14 protein-coding genes are annotated in these 14,474 nt (G+C 69.1%); 7 read left to right on the forward strand and 7 right to left on the reverse strand.

Going from position 1 to position 14,474, the window contains the following annotated elements; translation table 11 throughout:
- Positions 1-76: 76 nt before the first annotated feature.
- Genes KV396_RS07270 through KV396_RS07280 form a run of 3 tightly spaced genes read right to left on the reverse strand, consistent with a single transcriptional unit; the run spans position 77 to position 2,054 of the window.
- Positions 77-763, reverse strand: a complete 687-nt coding sequence (locus KV396_RS07270; RefSeq protein ID WP_247957357.1) for a hypothetical protein — start codon at positions 761-763, stop codon at positions 77-79.
- Positions 763-1,665 carry an ABC transporter ATP-binding protein gene (locus tag KV396_RS07275; RefSeq protein WP_247633300.1) on the reverse strand — a complete coding sequence of 301 codons (903 nt, stop codon included), beginning with the start codon at positions 1,663-1,665 and terminating at the stop codon, positions 763-765. Before KV396_RS07275 ends, KV396_RS07270 begins: the two co-directional genes overlap by 1 nt.
- On the reverse strand, positions 1,662-2,054 hold the full coding sequence (locus KV396_RS07280; protein WP_247633299.1) for a GntR family transcriptional regulator: 393 nt from the start codon (positions 2,052-2,054) through the stop codon (positions 1,662-1,664). Before KV396_RS07280 ends, KV396_RS07275 begins: the two co-directional genes overlap by 4 nt.
- A gap of 124 nt (positions 2,055-2,178) precedes the next feature.
- Here KV396_RS07280 and KV396_RS07285 point away from each other — a divergent pair, with 124 nt between their 5' ends.
- The 5 genes from KV396_RS07285 (at position 2,179) to KV396_RS07305 (ending at position 8,615) form a co-directional block, all read left to right on the forward strand.
- Positions 2,179-3,453: a type III PLP-dependent enzyme domain-containing protein gene (locus KV396_RS07285; RefSeq protein ID WP_247957358.1), complete on the forward strand. Its 1,275-nt coding sequence runs from the start codon at positions 2,179-2,181 to the stop codon at positions 3,451-3,453.
- 178 nt (positions 3,454-3,631) lie between these two features.
- Entirely contained in the window at positions 3,632-4,900 is a 1,269-nt protein-coding gene (locus KV396_RS07290) for a class I SAM-dependent methyltransferase (protein WP_247957359.1), read from the forward strand.
- Positions 4,901-5,309: 409 nt separating this feature from the next.
- Positions 5,310-6,638 carry a quaternary amine ABC transporter ATP-binding protein gene (locus KV396_RS07295; RefSeq protein WP_247957360.1) on the forward strand — a complete coding sequence of 443 codons (1,329 nt, stop codon included), beginning with the start codon at positions 5,310-5,312 and terminating at the stop codon, positions 6,636-6,638.
- Complete coding sequence (locus KV396_RS07300) at positions 6,635-7,624, forward strand: ABC transporter permease (protein ID WP_247957568.1); 990 nt, start codon at positions 6,635-6,637, stop codon at positions 7,622-7,624. Before KV396_RS07295 ends, KV396_RS07300 begins: the two co-directional genes overlap by 4 nt.
- A gap of 73 nt (positions 7,625-7,697) precedes the next feature.
- The gene (locus KV396_RS07305; RefSeq protein ID WP_247957361.1) at positions 7,698-8,615 is read left to right on the forward strand and encodes a glycine betaine ABC transporter substrate-binding protein; all 918 of its coding nucleotides are present in this window, start codon (positions 7,698-7,700) and stop codon (positions 8,613-8,615) included.
- A 123-nt stretch (positions 8,616-8,738) separates the two neighbouring features.
- Here KV396_RS07305 and KV396_RS07310 read toward each other — a convergent pair whose 3' ends face one another.
- The 4 genes from KV396_RS07310 to KV396_RS07325 are packed head-to-tail and all read right to left on the reverse strand — an operon-like array spanning position 8,739 to position 11,080.
- Positions 8,739-9,506, reverse strand: coding sequence for an ABC transporter permease (locus KV396_RS07310; RefSeq protein WP_247957362.1), 768 nt, complete (start codon positions 9,504-9,506; stop codon positions 8,739-8,741).
- Positions 9,503-10,324 (reverse strand): ABC transporter ATP-binding protein, encoded by an 822-nt coding sequence (locus tag KV396_RS07315; RefSeq protein ID WP_247957363.1) that lies wholly within the window; start codon positions 10,322-10,324, stop codon positions 9,503-9,505. Before KV396_RS07315 ends, KV396_RS07310 begins: the two co-directional genes overlap by 4 nt.
- Positions 10,321-10,692: a DUF1048 domain-containing protein gene (locus KV396_RS07320; RefSeq protein ID WP_247633291.1), complete on the reverse strand. Its 372-nt coding sequence runs from the start codon at positions 10,690-10,692 to the stop codon at positions 10,321-10,323. The genes KV396_RS07315 and KV396_RS07320 overlap by 4 nt, the downstream gene beginning before the upstream one ends.
- Before the next feature lies 1 nt (position 10,693).
- A complete protein-coding gene (locus tag KV396_RS07325; RefSeq protein WP_247957364.1) occupies positions 10,694-11,080 on the reverse strand; it encodes a PadR family transcriptional regulator in 387 nt (128 codons plus the stop codon).
- A gap of 188 nt (positions 11,081-11,268) precedes the next feature.
- Between KV396_RS07325 and KV396_RS07330 the strand changes: the two genes are divergently transcribed.
- Together KV396_RS07330 and KV396_RS07335 are read left to right on the forward strand one after the other, a co-directional pair.
- Positions 11,269-13,242: a DUF7507 domain-containing protein gene (locus tag KV396_RS07330; protein ID WP_247957365.1), complete on the forward strand. Its 1,974-nt coding sequence runs from the start codon at positions 11,269-11,271 to the stop codon at positions 13,240-13,242.
- Between the two features lie 257 nt (positions 13,243-13,499).
- On the forward strand, positions 13,500-14,474 hold the full coding sequence (locus KV396_RS07335) for an FUSC family protein (RefSeq protein ID WP_247957366.1): 975 nt from the start codon (positions 13,500-13,502) through the stop codon (positions 14,472-14,474).

Genomic DNA, 14,474 nt, shown 5'->3' on the forward strand with positions numbered 1-14,474 from the left:
TCAGGGACCCAGTGCGTGTGCGGGGCTACTGGGTTGCTGAGCCTGTCGAAGGATCCCCCAGGCGGGAGGCCCGGCGCTACGGCTTCGCGCGGCGGAAGGCGAGGAACGAGATCGCGGCGAGGATCGCGGCCGCGAGCAGTCCCCACAGTGCGATGCCGAGCGCGCCGGCGTCGAGGAACGCGGCGCCGACCTCCCCCCAGAGCTCGAGCCGAGTGGCCAGGAAGGCCAGGCCGATGAGCACGAGCGCGAGGCCCACGCCCACCACGGTGAGCACCGTCGGTCCCCAGCTCTTGTAGATCGTCGCTCCGGTGAAGCCGATCACGAAGAGGAGCAGGGCCAACGCGAAGTAGACCGTGAACGCTCCGAGCGGGCCGGCCTCCCAGAGCCACGGAAGGTAGAACACGTAGCCGTTGATGCCGTAGCCGTCGGTGAGGGTCTCGATCGCACCACCGATGAGGAAGATGATGCCGAGGAAGGTGCTGCCGAGAACCGCGGTGAGGAGAGTTCCGACGAAGAACTCCCGGCGCGTGACGCTCATCGCCTGGGAGAACGGGAACGTGAGCGTCATGGACGACAGGCCGAGCGCGAAGAAGTACCAGAGCGGAGCCTGCCCGCCTCCGCCGTACTTGGGGCCCGAGGTCGGGATCATCGCGTAGATGAGCACCGAGATCACGACGGCCGATCCGAGGATGATCAGCGGCACCCAGACGAAGGTCTGCCGGTTGATGAGCTGCAGGCGGACGACGTTGAGCGTGCGTCGCATCAGAGTGCCCCTTCCTTCACGGCCGAGGGGTTCTCGGCCTTCTGGGTGAGTCGGACGATCAACTGCTGGAGAGAGACGGGCGCGAGGTCGAGCCCGAGTCCGGAGACCTCGGCGCGCTCTGCGGGAGAGAGGGCGCCGAGCACGGTGACGGACGCCACGCGCCCGAGCGACTCGCGGTGGAGGACTTCCCGGTCGCCGACCCAGGAGTCGACGGCCGCGGCGTCGCCGACGACGGTCACGGCACGGTCGCGCACGGCATCCGTGTCGTCGTTGAGGAGGATGCGTCCCTGGTCGATCACGATGACCTTCTCGATGAGGTTCGACACCTCGTCGATCAGGTGCGACGACAGGATGATGGTGCGCGGGTGTTCGGCGTAGTCCTCGATGAGACGGTCGTAGAAGATCTGCCGGGCGACGGCGTCGAGCCCCAGGTAGGGCTCGTCGAAGAACGTAAGCTCGGCGCGCGAGGCGAGCCCGATGATGACTCCGACCGCCGAGAGCTGGCCGCGCGAGAGCTTCTTGATCGTCTGCTTCATGGGCAGCTGGAACTCGGCGATGAGTTCGTCGGCGAGGGCCTGGTCCCAGTTCGGGAAGAACAGGCGGGCGGCCGTGAAGGCGTGCCGCGGGTACGCGTCGTCGGGGTACTTCTGGCTCTCGCGCACGAAGCAGATGCGACTGAGCACGCGGGAGTTCTCGTACGGGTGCTCGCCGAACACCCGCACCGAGCCCGAGGTCTCGAAGTTCTGGGCGGTGAGGATCGACATGAGCGTCGTCTTGCCGGCGCCGTTGCGACCGAGGAGGCCGTAGATGTGGCCGCCCTCGAGCGTGAGCGACACGTCGTCGAGCGCCCGGGTGTCCTTGTAGCGCTTGGTGAGGTTCTGCACCTCGATGACGGTGGTCATGCGGTGGTCTTCCCTTCTCGTGCGGTGGGGGTTCGTGCCGCGCGCTCGGCGAGCAGCGCGGCGAGGTCGTCGGCGTCGAGACCCAGGGTGCGGGCCTCGGTGATCAGCGGGTCGATGTACCGGTCGGCGAAGGCGGCGCGGCGCTCGCCGAGGAGGCGCTCCCGGGCGCCGTCGGCGACGAACATGCCGATCCCGCGACGCTTGTAGATGACGCCCTTGTCGGTGAGCATCGCGACTCCTTTCGCTGCGGTGGCGGGGTTGATGCGGTAGAACGCGGCGAGCTCGTTGGTCGAGGGTGCCTGGGCTTCCTCGGCGAGCGAACCGTCGACGATCGAGTCCTCGATCTGCTCGGCGATCTGGAGGAAGAGGGGCTTGCCTTCTTCGATCACGCGTCCTCCACGGGTTAGGGGGTTACTTACATGACTAACTAACCCCTTAACCGGGAGTGTTGTCAACCCCTCGGTCGCGTAGATTCGTAAGGACCCCCGACGAACCCCACGCGAAGGACACCCCATGGCACGGCTTCAGGACGGGTGGGGCGACGAGCGCCTCACCGCACGCGACAAGGGAATCCCCGAGCGAGCGATCGGGCTGACCGTCGACGAATTCCTCGCGACCGGGCCCCGGCTGTCGGAGTTCTGGACGCCGATCATCGCGCTCGACGACGCCGCGATGCGCCACAACCTCTCGGTGATGGCCGAGTGGACCTCCGCCCGGGGCCTGCAGCTCATGCCCCACGGCAAGACGACCATGGCCCCCGCGCTCTGGCAGCGTCAGCTCGACATCGGATGCCCCGGCATCACCCTCGCGACCATGGGCCAGGTGCGCACCGCCCGCACCTTCGGCCTCGACAGCGTCATGCTCGCGAACGCCGTCGTCGACGCGCGCTCGCTGCGGTGGCTCGCGGGCGAGCTCGCCGACCCCGACTTCCGCTTCGTGAGCTGGGCCGACTCCCTCGAGACCGTCGACGCGATGGAGCGCACCCTGCGTGAGACGGGTGTGCCGCGCCGGGTCGACGTCTGCGTCGAACTGGGAGCCGAGGGCGGGCGCACCGGCGCCCGGAGCGTCGAGGCGGCGATCGAGATCGGGCGTCGGATCGCGGCATCCGATGTGCTCCGCCTCGCCGGCGTCGGCGGCTACGAGGGTGCCCTCGGGCACGACCGATCGGATGCCGCGCTCGCCGCCGTTCGCGCCTACCTGGCCGACCAGCTCGTCGTGCACGAGGCCCTCGGCGACCTCTATGACGAGGGCGACGTGTTCGTCACGGCAGGCGGCAGTGCGTATTTCGACCTGGTCGCCGAGGTCTACGCGCCCGCGATCGCCCGCGACTCCCGCACGCGGTTCACGCTGCGTTCGGGCGCGTACATCGTGCACGACGACGGCTTCTACCGCGGCATCTCGCCTCTCGACGAGACGTTCCCCGGCACGGAGGCGGGCGGGGTGTTCCGCTCGGCGATGCGCGGCTATGCGCGGGTCGTCTCGCACCCCGAGCCCGCGCTCGCCCTGCTCGACGGCGGCAAGCGCGACTTCCCCTTCGACGAGGGGCTGCCCGTCGTGCACGGGGTCGCCGGAGATCTCGGTGAGGCGCTCGCGCCGCTCGCCGGGGCATCCGTCACCGCGATGAACGACCAGCACACGTTCCTGCGCGGGGCGGACGTCGCGATCGGCGACGTCGTCGCCCTCGGCCTCTCGCACCCGTGCACGGCGTTCGACAAGTGGCACTTCCTGCCCGTCGTCGAGTCGGCCGAGTCGGACCGCGTCGTGGAGCTCGTGCGCACGTTCTTCTGAGGGCTCTCTCGTGGTGGGCCCTTCGACAAGCTCAGGGACCCAGCTGCTGAACCCTGGGGTCGCTGAGCCTGTCGAAGCGTCCCGGACCCCGGTTCCTGAGCGAGGATCCCTTCGTCTCGCTTCGCTCGCTCAGGAACCGCGCAGCGACGAGACGGAGGGCCCCGCGTACAGTGAACAGGTGCCGGAGTTCCCCTACAGCCGCCTGCGTCGCTGGCCCGATGTCGAGGCCGAGAACCTGCAGGCGCACGACGCGACCGACCTGCTCCTCACCGAGCGTGCGCTCGCGCTCGCCGCGGAGCGCGGTGTCGCGGGCCTGGAGATCGCGGTCATCGGCGACGAGTACGGGGCGATCACGCTCGCCTTGACGGATGCCGGGCTGCGCGGCATCCGCGTGCACCAGGATCTGGCGACCGGTCGCCGTGCGCTCGACCGCAACGCCGCCGACCTCGGGATCGACGGCTTCGTCACGCACGAACTCGACAGGTCGCTGCTCGACGGCGCGCGACTCGTGCTGCTACAGCTGCCGAAGGCGCTCGCGGAGCTCGAGGAGATCGCGGATGCCGTGGCCCGCTGGGCCGCCCCCGATGCGGTGCTCGTCGCCGGCGGGCGCGTGAAGCACATGACCATCGCGCAGAACGAGGTGCTCGGGCGCAGCTTCGGCATCGTGCAGGCGCAGCGCGCCGAGCGGAAGTCGCGACTCATCATCGCGTCGGATCCGAAGGAAGTGCCGGTCGCGACGCCTTTCCCGGTGGCGGCCACGCATGACGGGCTGACGCTGGTCGCGCACGGCGGGGCGTTCGCCGGAGCGAAGCTCGACATCGGGACGCGGGTGCTACTCGATGTGCTGCGGCTGTCGCGGGGCAGGGCCCTTCGACAAGCTCAGGGACCCAGTGCGGCTCAGGGGCCCAGTGCCGCTCAGGGACCCAGTAGCGCTCAGGGACCGGGTACCGCTCAGGGACCCAGTGCAGAGAGCTGGGTCGCTGAGCTTGTCGAAGCGTCCCCCACGGGGAACCGCATCCTCGACCTGGGCTGCGGCACCGGAGCCCTCGCCGTCTCGTACGCCCTGGCGCACCCGGATGCCCGCGTGATCGCGACCGATCGCTCGGCCGCCGCCGTCGCCTCCGCCCGTGCGACCGTCGTCGCGAACGGCGTCGCCGACCGGGTCACGGTGACCCACGACGATGCGGCCTCCGAGGTGCCGACGGCATCCGTCGACGTCGTGCTGCTCAACCCGCCGTTCCACCTCGGGGCGAGCGTGCACACGGGTGCGGCGACGCGCCTGTTCGAGGCATCCGCTCGTGTGCTCCGACCCGGCGGAGAGCTCTTCACGGTGTTCAATTCGTCACTCGGATACCGGGCCGAGCTGACCCGTCTGGTCGGCCCGACCGAGCAGCTGCACCGCACGCCGAAGTTCACGGTGACGCGCAGCATCCGTCGCCCGCGCTGAGGGGTCAAAACACGCCGCGATCGGATGCCGCCGCACGGCGTGTCTCGACCCCTCAGCGGGCACGAGAAACGCTTGCGGCACGCCCGCTCGAGATTCGCTAGATGCCCGAGCAATTCCCCGGTCAGCACGCGATTCTATGAGTATGCCGATAGACCGGATTTGCCCCTGACCGGCCATTTCGTTACGTTGGTCTGTGGGCCTGACGGCCCGAAGACCAGTCCGCGACCACGTCCTTCTTTCGATGAGCTGTGCTGCGAAGAGGCGTGGACGTACGGTCGTTGCTCTATCGCGGTGGATCCGAAATCCGCCGTCCGTGCCGCCACAGCAGACATGTCGAACGGCCTCGAGAGCATCACCCGGGCGTAACCGAAGCAGGCTCAGCCACCCGAAGGCGAGCCGCAGGGGAAACGTGTCCGAAACCGTTCTAGAAGCGCGCAATCTTTTCAAGGTGTTCGGGAAGAATCCGAACCAGGCCGTCCGCCGGCTGAAGGCGGGCGAGAGCCGAACACAGGTCGCCGAGGCGGGAACCGCCGCCGTCATCGACGCCAGCTTCACCGTCAACCGCGGTGAGATCTTCGTCATCATGGGGCTCTCCGGCTCCGGCAAGTCCACCATCATCCGCATGCTCAACGGCCTGCACCCCGCCACCGACGGATCCGTCACGGTGAACGGCGATCCGATCACCGGCATCCCGGCGTCGCGTCTGCGCGAGATCCGCCGCGACCGCGTGTCGATGGTCTTCCAGCACTTCGCCCTGCTGCCGCACCGCACGGTCGCCGCGAACGTCGCCTACCCGCTCGAGCTCAAGGGCGTCGCCAAGGCCGAGCGCCTCGCGAAGGCCGAGGAGATCCTGTCGCTCGTGGGCCTCGAGGGCCAGGGCGAGAAGCTGCCCTCCGAGCTCTCGGGCGGAATGCAGCAGCGCGTCGGCATCGCCCGCGCGCTCGCCGCCGACAGCGACATCCTGTTGATGGACGAGGCGTTCAGCGCCCTCGACCCGCTCATCCGCCGCGAGATGCAGGAGCAGCTGCTCGAACTGCAGCAGAAGCTGCACAAGACGATCGTGTTCATCACGCACGACCTCAACGAGGCGATGTTCCTCGGCGACCGGATCGCGGTCATGCGCGACGGACGCATCGTGCAGATCGGCACGCCGGAAGACATCCTCACCGACCCGGCCAACGACTACGTCGAGCAGTTCGTGCAGGACGTCGACCGTGCCCGCGTGCTCACCGCCGGCAATGTGATGGAGCGTCCGCGCCCCGTCGTCGCCGAGGGAGCCGGCCCGCGCACCGCGCTGCGCCAGATGCGCGACGCCTACATGTCGGCGACCTATGTCGTCGGCCGCGACCGTCAGCTCGTCGGCATCGTGACCGACCGGGATGCCGTCAAGCTCGTGCGCAAGGGCACCTCGACCCTGCGCGACATCATCAAGCCCGTGCCGCAGAGCGTGAGCGAGGACGAGGTCCTCATGAATCTGTTCGTGCCCGCGGTCGAGTCGCCGCTGCCCCTCGCGGTGACGGATGCCGCTGGCCGCCTCGCCGGTGTCATCCCGCGCGTGACCCTGCTCGCGGCCCTCGGCCCCGGCCCCGGTGCGACGGGTGAGCTCACGCTGCCCCTGCTGCCGATGCCGCAGGCCGAGATCGACGCCGTGCTCGACGACGGCTGGACGGCGGACCCTTCGACAGGCTCCGGGACCCAGGTCTACGGGGACGCCCCCACGAGTGAGGAGGTGCGCTGATGGACTTCCGCATTCCCCTCGGTGCGTGGGTCGCTGCCGGTGTCGACTGGATCAAGGACAACCTCGACGGTTTCCTCGGTGCGATCTCGTTCGTCGTCTCGTTCCTCGTCGACGGTCTGACGCGCGCGCTGCTCAGCCCGCACTTCATCGTCATCATCGTGATCGCCGCGCTCATCGCGTGGCTGGTGCGTTCGTGGCAGCTCGCGATCGGCACGGTCGTGTCGTTCGGTCTGATCGTCGCGATGAACCTCTGGGTGCCCGCGATGCAGACGCTCGCGCTGGTGCTCGTCGCCGCCGTGATCGCCGTCGTCATCGCGATCCCGCTCGGCATCTGGTCGGCCCGCAACGCCACCGTGCGTGCGATCCTCAAGCCGGTGCTCGACTTCATGCAGACGATGCCCGCCTTCGTCTACCTGATCCCCGCGATCGTGTTCTTCAGCATCGGCGTCGTGCCGGGCCTCGTCGCGACCGTGATCTTCGCACTGCCTCCGGGTGTGCGACTGACCGAGCTCGGCATCCGCGGTGTCGACTCCGAGACGGTCGAGGCCGGGCAGGCGTTCGGCGCCAAGCCGGGGCAGATCCTGCGCGGCATCCAGCTGCCGCTCGCGATGCCGACCATCCTCGCCGGCGTCAACCAGGTCATCATGCTCGCCCTGTCGATGGCGGTCATCGCCGGTATGGCGGGCGCCGACGGCCTCGGAAAGCTCGTCGTCGAAGCGATCTCGACCATCACCATCGCCAAGGGCGTCGAGGCCGGCCTGGGCGTCGTGCTCATCGCCGTCTTCCTCGACCGCGTGACCGCGGCCCTGGGCACGCTGGGGGAGAACCCGTCGTCGCTGCTCGGCATGCTCGCGCGTCGCAAGGCGAAGCAGCGGGGTGCCACGGCATCCGCTTCGTCGTCCGGGTCGACGGATGCGACGGATGCCGCCGACGAGGCCGAGCGCCACGTCGCGTCGCCGCACCGCGCCCCGGTCACCACCGCCTGACGCCTTCCCTTCCGAAGCACCACTGCAGTACCCGCAACACAGCACACATCCATACGTGACGAGAGAGATACACATGAAGAAGAAGCTCCTGACCATCGCGGCGATCGGCGCCGCAGCATCTCTGACCCTCGCCGGTTGCAGCGGCGACGGCATGGGCGGCACCGGAGGCGGCTCCGACAGCGGCGACGCCGGCTCGGGCGACAAGGGCACGATCACGCTCGGCTACCTGCCGTCGTGGACCGACGGCCTGAGCACCGCGTACCTGCTGCAGGACCAGCTCGAGAAGATCGGCTACACGGTCGAGATGAAGACGCTCACCGAGGCCGGCCCGCTGTACACCGGCCTCGCGCAGGGCGACGTCGACATCTACCCGTCGGCCTGGCCCGAGCTCACCCACAAGTCCTACATGGACACCTACGGCGACGACATCGAAGACCTCGGCGCGTACTACGACAACGCCAAGCTCACGATCGCGGTTCCGGAGTACTCCGAGCTGAACTCGATCGAGGACCTCGTCGGCAAGGGCGCGGAGCTCGATGGCAAGATCTACGGCATCGAGCCGGGTGCCGGTCTCACCGCGCAGACCCAGTCGATGCTGCCCGAGTACGGCCTCGACAGCGAGTACGAGCTCGTCACCTCGTCGACGGCCGCGATGCTCACCGAGCTGAAGTCGGCGACCGACAAGCAGGAGGACATCGTCGTGACGCTGTGGCGTCCGTTCTGGGCCAACGACGCCTTCCCCGTGAAGGACCTCGAAGACCCGAAGGGTGCCATGGGCGACCCCGAGGCCCTGCACTTCCTGGGAACGAAGGGCTTTGCCGAGGAGTTCCCCGAGGCCGCGGAGCTGATCGAGCAGATCAAGCTCGACGACGCCCAGTACGGTTCGCTCGAGGACCTCGTCGTGAACGAGTACGGCGAGGGCAAGGAAGCCGAGGCGGTTGACGCGTGGCTCGAGGAGCACGGCGCGGACTTCGACTGGGTCGTCAGCTGATCTGACGCTCTGCCTCGCCCCGCGCTGCAACGCGATGGGCGGATTTCTCGCCGATGGGCGGAGGATTCTTCTCGAATCCTCCGCCCATCGGTGTTTTCTCCGCCGGAACGATGATGCCTCGGGTCACCGCACCTTGCGGCGGTAGGCGAGCATCGCGAAGGCGTAGGCGACGATCAGGATGCCGACGCACCAGGCGAGGGCGACCCAGATCTCGGACCCCACGGGCTCCCCGGTGAACAGCGCCTGGATCGTGTTCACGATCGACGTGACCGGCTGGTTCTCGGCGAACCAGCGCACGGGCCCGGGCATCGTGTCGGTCGGCACGAAGGCCGAGCTGATGAACGGCAGGAAGATCAGCGGGTACGAGAACGCGCTCGCCCCGTCGACCGTCTTGGCGCTGAGTCCGGCGATGATCGCCAGCCAGGTGAGCGCCAGGGTGAACAGCAGCAGGATGCCGATGACCGCGAACCATGCCCCGACGCCGGCCCCGGTGCGGAAGCCCATCAGGAACCCGACGCCGAAGATGATCGCCAGGGTGATGCCGTTCGCGACGAGCGAGGTGAGCACGTGCGCCCACAGCACGCTCGATCGGGCGATCGGCATGGAGTGGAAGCGCTCGAAGATGCCGCTCTGCAGGTCGGTGAACAGACGGAACGCCGTGTAGGCGATGCCCGACGCGATCGCGATGAGCAGGATGCCGGGGAGCAGATAGTTCACGTAGTTCTCCTGGCCGGTGCTCTGACGCAGAGCCCCGCCGAAGACGTACACGAACAGGAGCATCAGGGCGATCGGGGTGACCGCCGTCGTGATGATGGTGTCGGCGCTGCGGAAGATGTGCCGCATCGACCGGCCGGTGAGGGTCGCCGCGTCGGCGACGAAGTGCGTGCTCATGAGCGGTCCTCCTTCGTGGATGCTTCGGGGTGGGACGCTTCGACAGGCTCAGCGACCCAGTCCTTGTGTGTCGGAGGGCCGACCAGCGAGAGGAAGATCTCCTCGAGCGTCGGCTGCTTCTCGACGTACTCGACCTTCGCGGGAGGCAGCAGCGCCTTCAGCTCGGCGAGCGTGCCGTTCGCGATGATGCGGCCCTCGTGCAGGATCGCGATGCGATCGGCGAGCTGCTCGGCCTCGTCGAGGTACTGGGTGGTGAGCAGCACGGTGGTGCCGGTGCGCGCGAGGTCCTTCACGACCTGCCACACCTCGAGGCGGGCCTCGGGGTCGAGACCCGTGGTGGGCTCGTCGAGGTAGATGACCTCGGGGTCGCCGATGAGGCTCATCGCGATGTCGAGGCGGCGGCGCATGCCGCCGGAGTAGGTGCCGACCTTCCGGTCACCGGCATCCGTCAACCGGAAGCGGGCGAGCAGATCGTCGGCGATCCGTCCCGCGCCGGGCAGATGCCGCAGCTTCGCGACGAGCACGAGGTTCTCGCGCCCCGTGAGGATCTCGTCGACGGCGGCGAACTGGCCGGTCAGGCTGATCGTCTCGCGCACCTTCAGCGGGTCGCTCGCGACGTCATGTCCACGCACGGTCGCCGTGCCGGCATCCGCCGTCAGCAGCGTCGAGAGGATGCGCACCATGGTCGTCTTGCCGGCACCGTTCGAGCCGAGCAGGGCGAAGATCGACCCCGCCTCGACCTCGAAGTCGACGCCCTTCAGCACGTGGAGGTCCTTATAGGACTTCTCGATCCCGGTGACGGTGATCGCTGCGGTCATGACTCCTTCTCCTCGTCCCTCGCTTCGTCGACGGCCTTCACCAAACGCGCCCGCTCCTTGTCGATCCACTGCTCTCCGCCGTAGGACTCGGCGTAGGTCTCGGCGAACTCGACGGGGTCGTCGCCCACGATCGCCGAGATCGGAGTGCCGTCGATCGCGGCCCGCTCCCACAGGTCGGCGAGGCCCAGGAAGATCTGCACCAGGGTGTCGCCGTCGGTGATGCCGCCGTAGTACATCGAGTAGCGGTGCTGGGCGTTCGCCACCGAACGGTAGGGCTCGGGGAGGGCGTCGATCCGCTTCTTCGCGTCGCGGTACTGCTTCTTCTGCTCGAGCGATCCGGTGAGCGCTTCGATCCACTTCGCAGCCATGTCAGTTCTCCTCTTTCGTGGTGGGGGTGTCGTTCGTGTCGTTCGGGGTGTTCGTGTCGTTCGTGATCGCGGGGTTCAGGCCGTCGATCCGTCGCGCGAGCAGGTTCCAGGTCTTCCAGAACTCCGCCAGCTCGTGGGTGCCCTGCGCGTTGAGCGTGTACACCTTGCGGGGCGGCCCCTTCTCGCTGGGCACCTTCTCGACGTCGACGAGCCCGCGCTGCTCGATCCGCACCAGCAGCGCGTACACGGTGCCCTCGGCGGTGTCGGTGAAGCCGTGCTCGCGCAGGCGTGCGGTGATGTCGTATCCGTAAGCCGGCTGCTCGGCGAGGAGCGCCAGCACGATGCCCTCCAGGGTTCCCTTGAGCATCTCGGTCATTTGCTTGCCCATCGGGTTCGCCTCCCTCTCATCCGTCGGTACTCAGTGATGCTTGGTACCGGTACAAAGTAACACTAGGTACCGGTACTTAGCAACACCGAATACCGGACACATCGTCAGACACCGGTCCCTGCCTCGTTGTTGATCAACGGGAAGGCGTCGATGGGGCGCCGCTTCCCGTCACAACTCCAGGGGGAGAAATGAAGTTCACGAAGATATCGGCGCTGGCCGGTGCGGCGACGCTGGTGTCGCTGCTGCTCACGGGGGTGGCGGCCGCACCGGCGACCGCGGCGCCCATCGATGCGACATGCGGTTACGCGGAAGAGGGCACCGGCGGCAAGTTCACCGACTCGATCTGCTGGTTCGATTTCGCCGGGTACGACCAGTCCATCGGCCTGACCGCTGAGGGGCAGCGGTTCGAGACCACGCTCGGCGAGTACGACATCGCCTACACGGTCACCCAGCGGCCCACGGGCATGGGGTGGCAGCCGCGCGGCGTCGAGGCGCGACCGTCGACCGACCCGTTCTTCCCGATGGGCAACTGGGACTACTACGACGGCATCCCGGGCCTGCCCTACCTCTACGCCAACCGCGGCGCCTCGTTCGGCTCCGTGCAGATCAACATCGTCGACGTCGAGGTCTCGCTGGGGGGCGTGCCGGTGACCGGCTACGACCTCGTCACGGCCGCACCCGAGACCCCGGATGCCTTCGTCGGGAACTTCGGCGAGCGGATCTACTGGGGCTCCGATCAGCCGCTCACGATGATCGACAGCACGACGCCGATCACCTCGGGCGGGGGATGCACGATCCCGCTCGCCGGCGACGGAACGCACGCCGCGGTGTGCAACCCGGCGAACGCCGGAACCACGAGCGCCTTCGGCACCATCCTCGCCGCTCCGTCGGCCACCTCGATCTCCGGCACGCTCTTCATGAACTCGGCCGGTGAGCGCGAAGCGCTCGCCTTCGGCATCCGCACCTCCACCCTCACGCTCGAGAAGAGTGTCGACAGTCGCGTCGACCCGCTCGACTCGTTCGACGTGCAGGTCACCTCGCCGGAGGGCGTCGCCCTCGCGACCGCCACGACCGGCGCCGATGACACCGCCGCCACCTCCACGACCACCGTGATCCCGAGCGGGGCGTTCACGCTCTCCGAGGCGGCCACCGCCGGAGCGCCGAGCCCGCTGGACTACTACGACGCGGCGTGGACGTGCACCAACAACACCGAGGGCAGCACCACCGTGCTCCCGAACGGCACCGATCCGGCGCAGCAGCTCACGCTCGCCGCGGGCGACTCGGTCGACTGCGTCGTGACGAACACCGCCAAGCAGGCGTCGCTCGGCCTCGTCAAGTCGGTGTCGCCCGCCACGGCATCCGTCGGCGACACGGTCGTCTACGACTTCGCCGTCACCAACGACGGCGCACTGCCCGTCGAGAACCTCGTGATCGATGAGACGACGTTCACGGGCACGGGCGAGCTGGGCGACATCGCCTGCCCGGTCTCCACGCTCGCGGTCGGCGAGTCGACCACGTGCCAGGCCCCGTACGTCGTGACCCAGGCCGACATCGATGAGGGCCTGGTCTCGAACGAGGCGACCGCCTCGGCCGGCGTCGTCGGCACTTCGGTGACCGTCGATGCGAACTCCTCGACCGCGCTGCTCGACACCCCGGGCACCGGACTGCTCGACGTCGTGAAGACGGTCGACAGCCCGACCGCGGCCGTCGGCGACACCGTGCTGTACACGCTGACCGCCACGAACGCGGGCACCCTGACGCTGTCGGACGTGGAACTCTCGGACGTCGACTTCACGGGCGCGACGCCGCTCGACGAGCTGACCTGCGACAAGAGCGCACCGGTCACGCTCGCCCCCGGTGAGACGCTCACCTGCACGGTCGAGTACGAGGCTGCGGTCGCCGACATCGGCACCGTCACCAACGACGCGAGCGGCACGGCGACCGACCCGCACGGCGAGCCCATCGCCGGGAGCGACTCGGCTTCGCTCTCGGTCGTCGCGGCGCCGGTGCTGCCCGAGACGCCGGATGCACCCGTCGCGCAGACCGGCGCGACCCTCGCCATCACCGGCGGCGACGCCCCGTGGCTCGTCGGCGGCGTGGGCGCGATCCTGCTCCTCGTGGGAGCATCCGTGCTGGCCTTCCGTCGCGCGCTCCGGAGCTGATCCGCGCGCGACACCGGAGCGCCTCGGACCTTCGGGTCCGGGGCGCTCCGTGCGTCGGGGCCGTACCCGGTCCTCCTCCGCTGCCGAGTCGTCGGGGCCCGCCCCGGCACGACTTCGGAGATTCGAGGAGACACGCCGGGTCGACGGCATCCGCTCTCGGGGTGTCGGGTCAAATCTCCGAAGTCGTGCGGGCAGCCGGAGGTGAGGTGGTGGTGAGGTGGTGGTGCCGCCCGGCCGGACGGGCCAGAGTGGGGGACATGGCGTCGGCGGTCGCGTGGTCGTGGCGGAACGCCCTGCACGGGGCGGTGCTCGGAGTGCCCGCCGGGATCGCGATGCTCGCCGACCCCGTCGACGGCTTCACGACCGGGCTCACGCTCGCGGTCGGCGTGCTCCCGGCGGCCGGACTGGGAGTGGCGGCGACCCGGCCGCAGCGGGCGCGCGGCCTCGTGATCGGCGCCATCGCGGCGGCGGCCATCTTCGTCGGATCGGTGATCGGACGGATGCCGGCACTCGCCGTCTGCGTGATCTTCGTGCTCTGCGTGGCCGTGGCGCTGCTCGCGGCCAACCGCTCCCGTCGCCTCGCGACCCCCGTGCTCGTGCTCGGCCTGCCCTTAATCGGTGTCGGGCTCTCGTTCGCCTCGATCGGCGAGGGGGCGGGTGCCGCGCTGCTGATCCTCGCGGGCACCGTCTACGCGTTCCTCGTCTCGCTGCTCTGGCCGGCTCGGGAGTCCGCCGTGCGTCCCGTCGCCCCGCCCGCCACCCGCGGGGCGATGCTCGTGTACGGCATCCAGATCGGGATCGCGGGTGCGCTCGCCGCGGCGTGCGGCTTCGCCCTCGGTGTCGACCATCCGGGGTGGGCGTGCGTCGCGGCGCTCATGGTGAGCCGACCGGCGCACGCCGCGCTGGTGTCGCGGGGGTGGGGGCGCGCACTCTCGGTGCTCATCGGGGCGGTGCTGGCCCTCGCGGTCGCCGCCCTCTCGCCGCCGCCGGCCGTGTTCGCCGTGATCCTGGTCGTCGTGCTGACGGCGGCGACGGGCACCGCGGGCAGTCGCTGGTACGTGTTCCCGCTGTTCTCCACGGTGATCGTGCTGTCGCTCCTCATGGGTCCTGAGGGTGAGGCGCCCGCGCACTGGTTCCTCGAGCGCCTGGGGATGACCCTTCTCGGCATCGCCCTGGCCCTCGCCGCGGCGGCAGTGGTGCCGCGCGTGGCCGCACGACTTCGGAGATCGTGA

This window comes from Microbacterium galbinum (assembly GCF_023101185.1).
Taxonomy (GTDB): domain Bacteria; phylum Actinomycetota; class Actinomycetes; order Actinomycetales; family Microbacteriaceae; genus Microbacterium; species Microbacterium galbinum.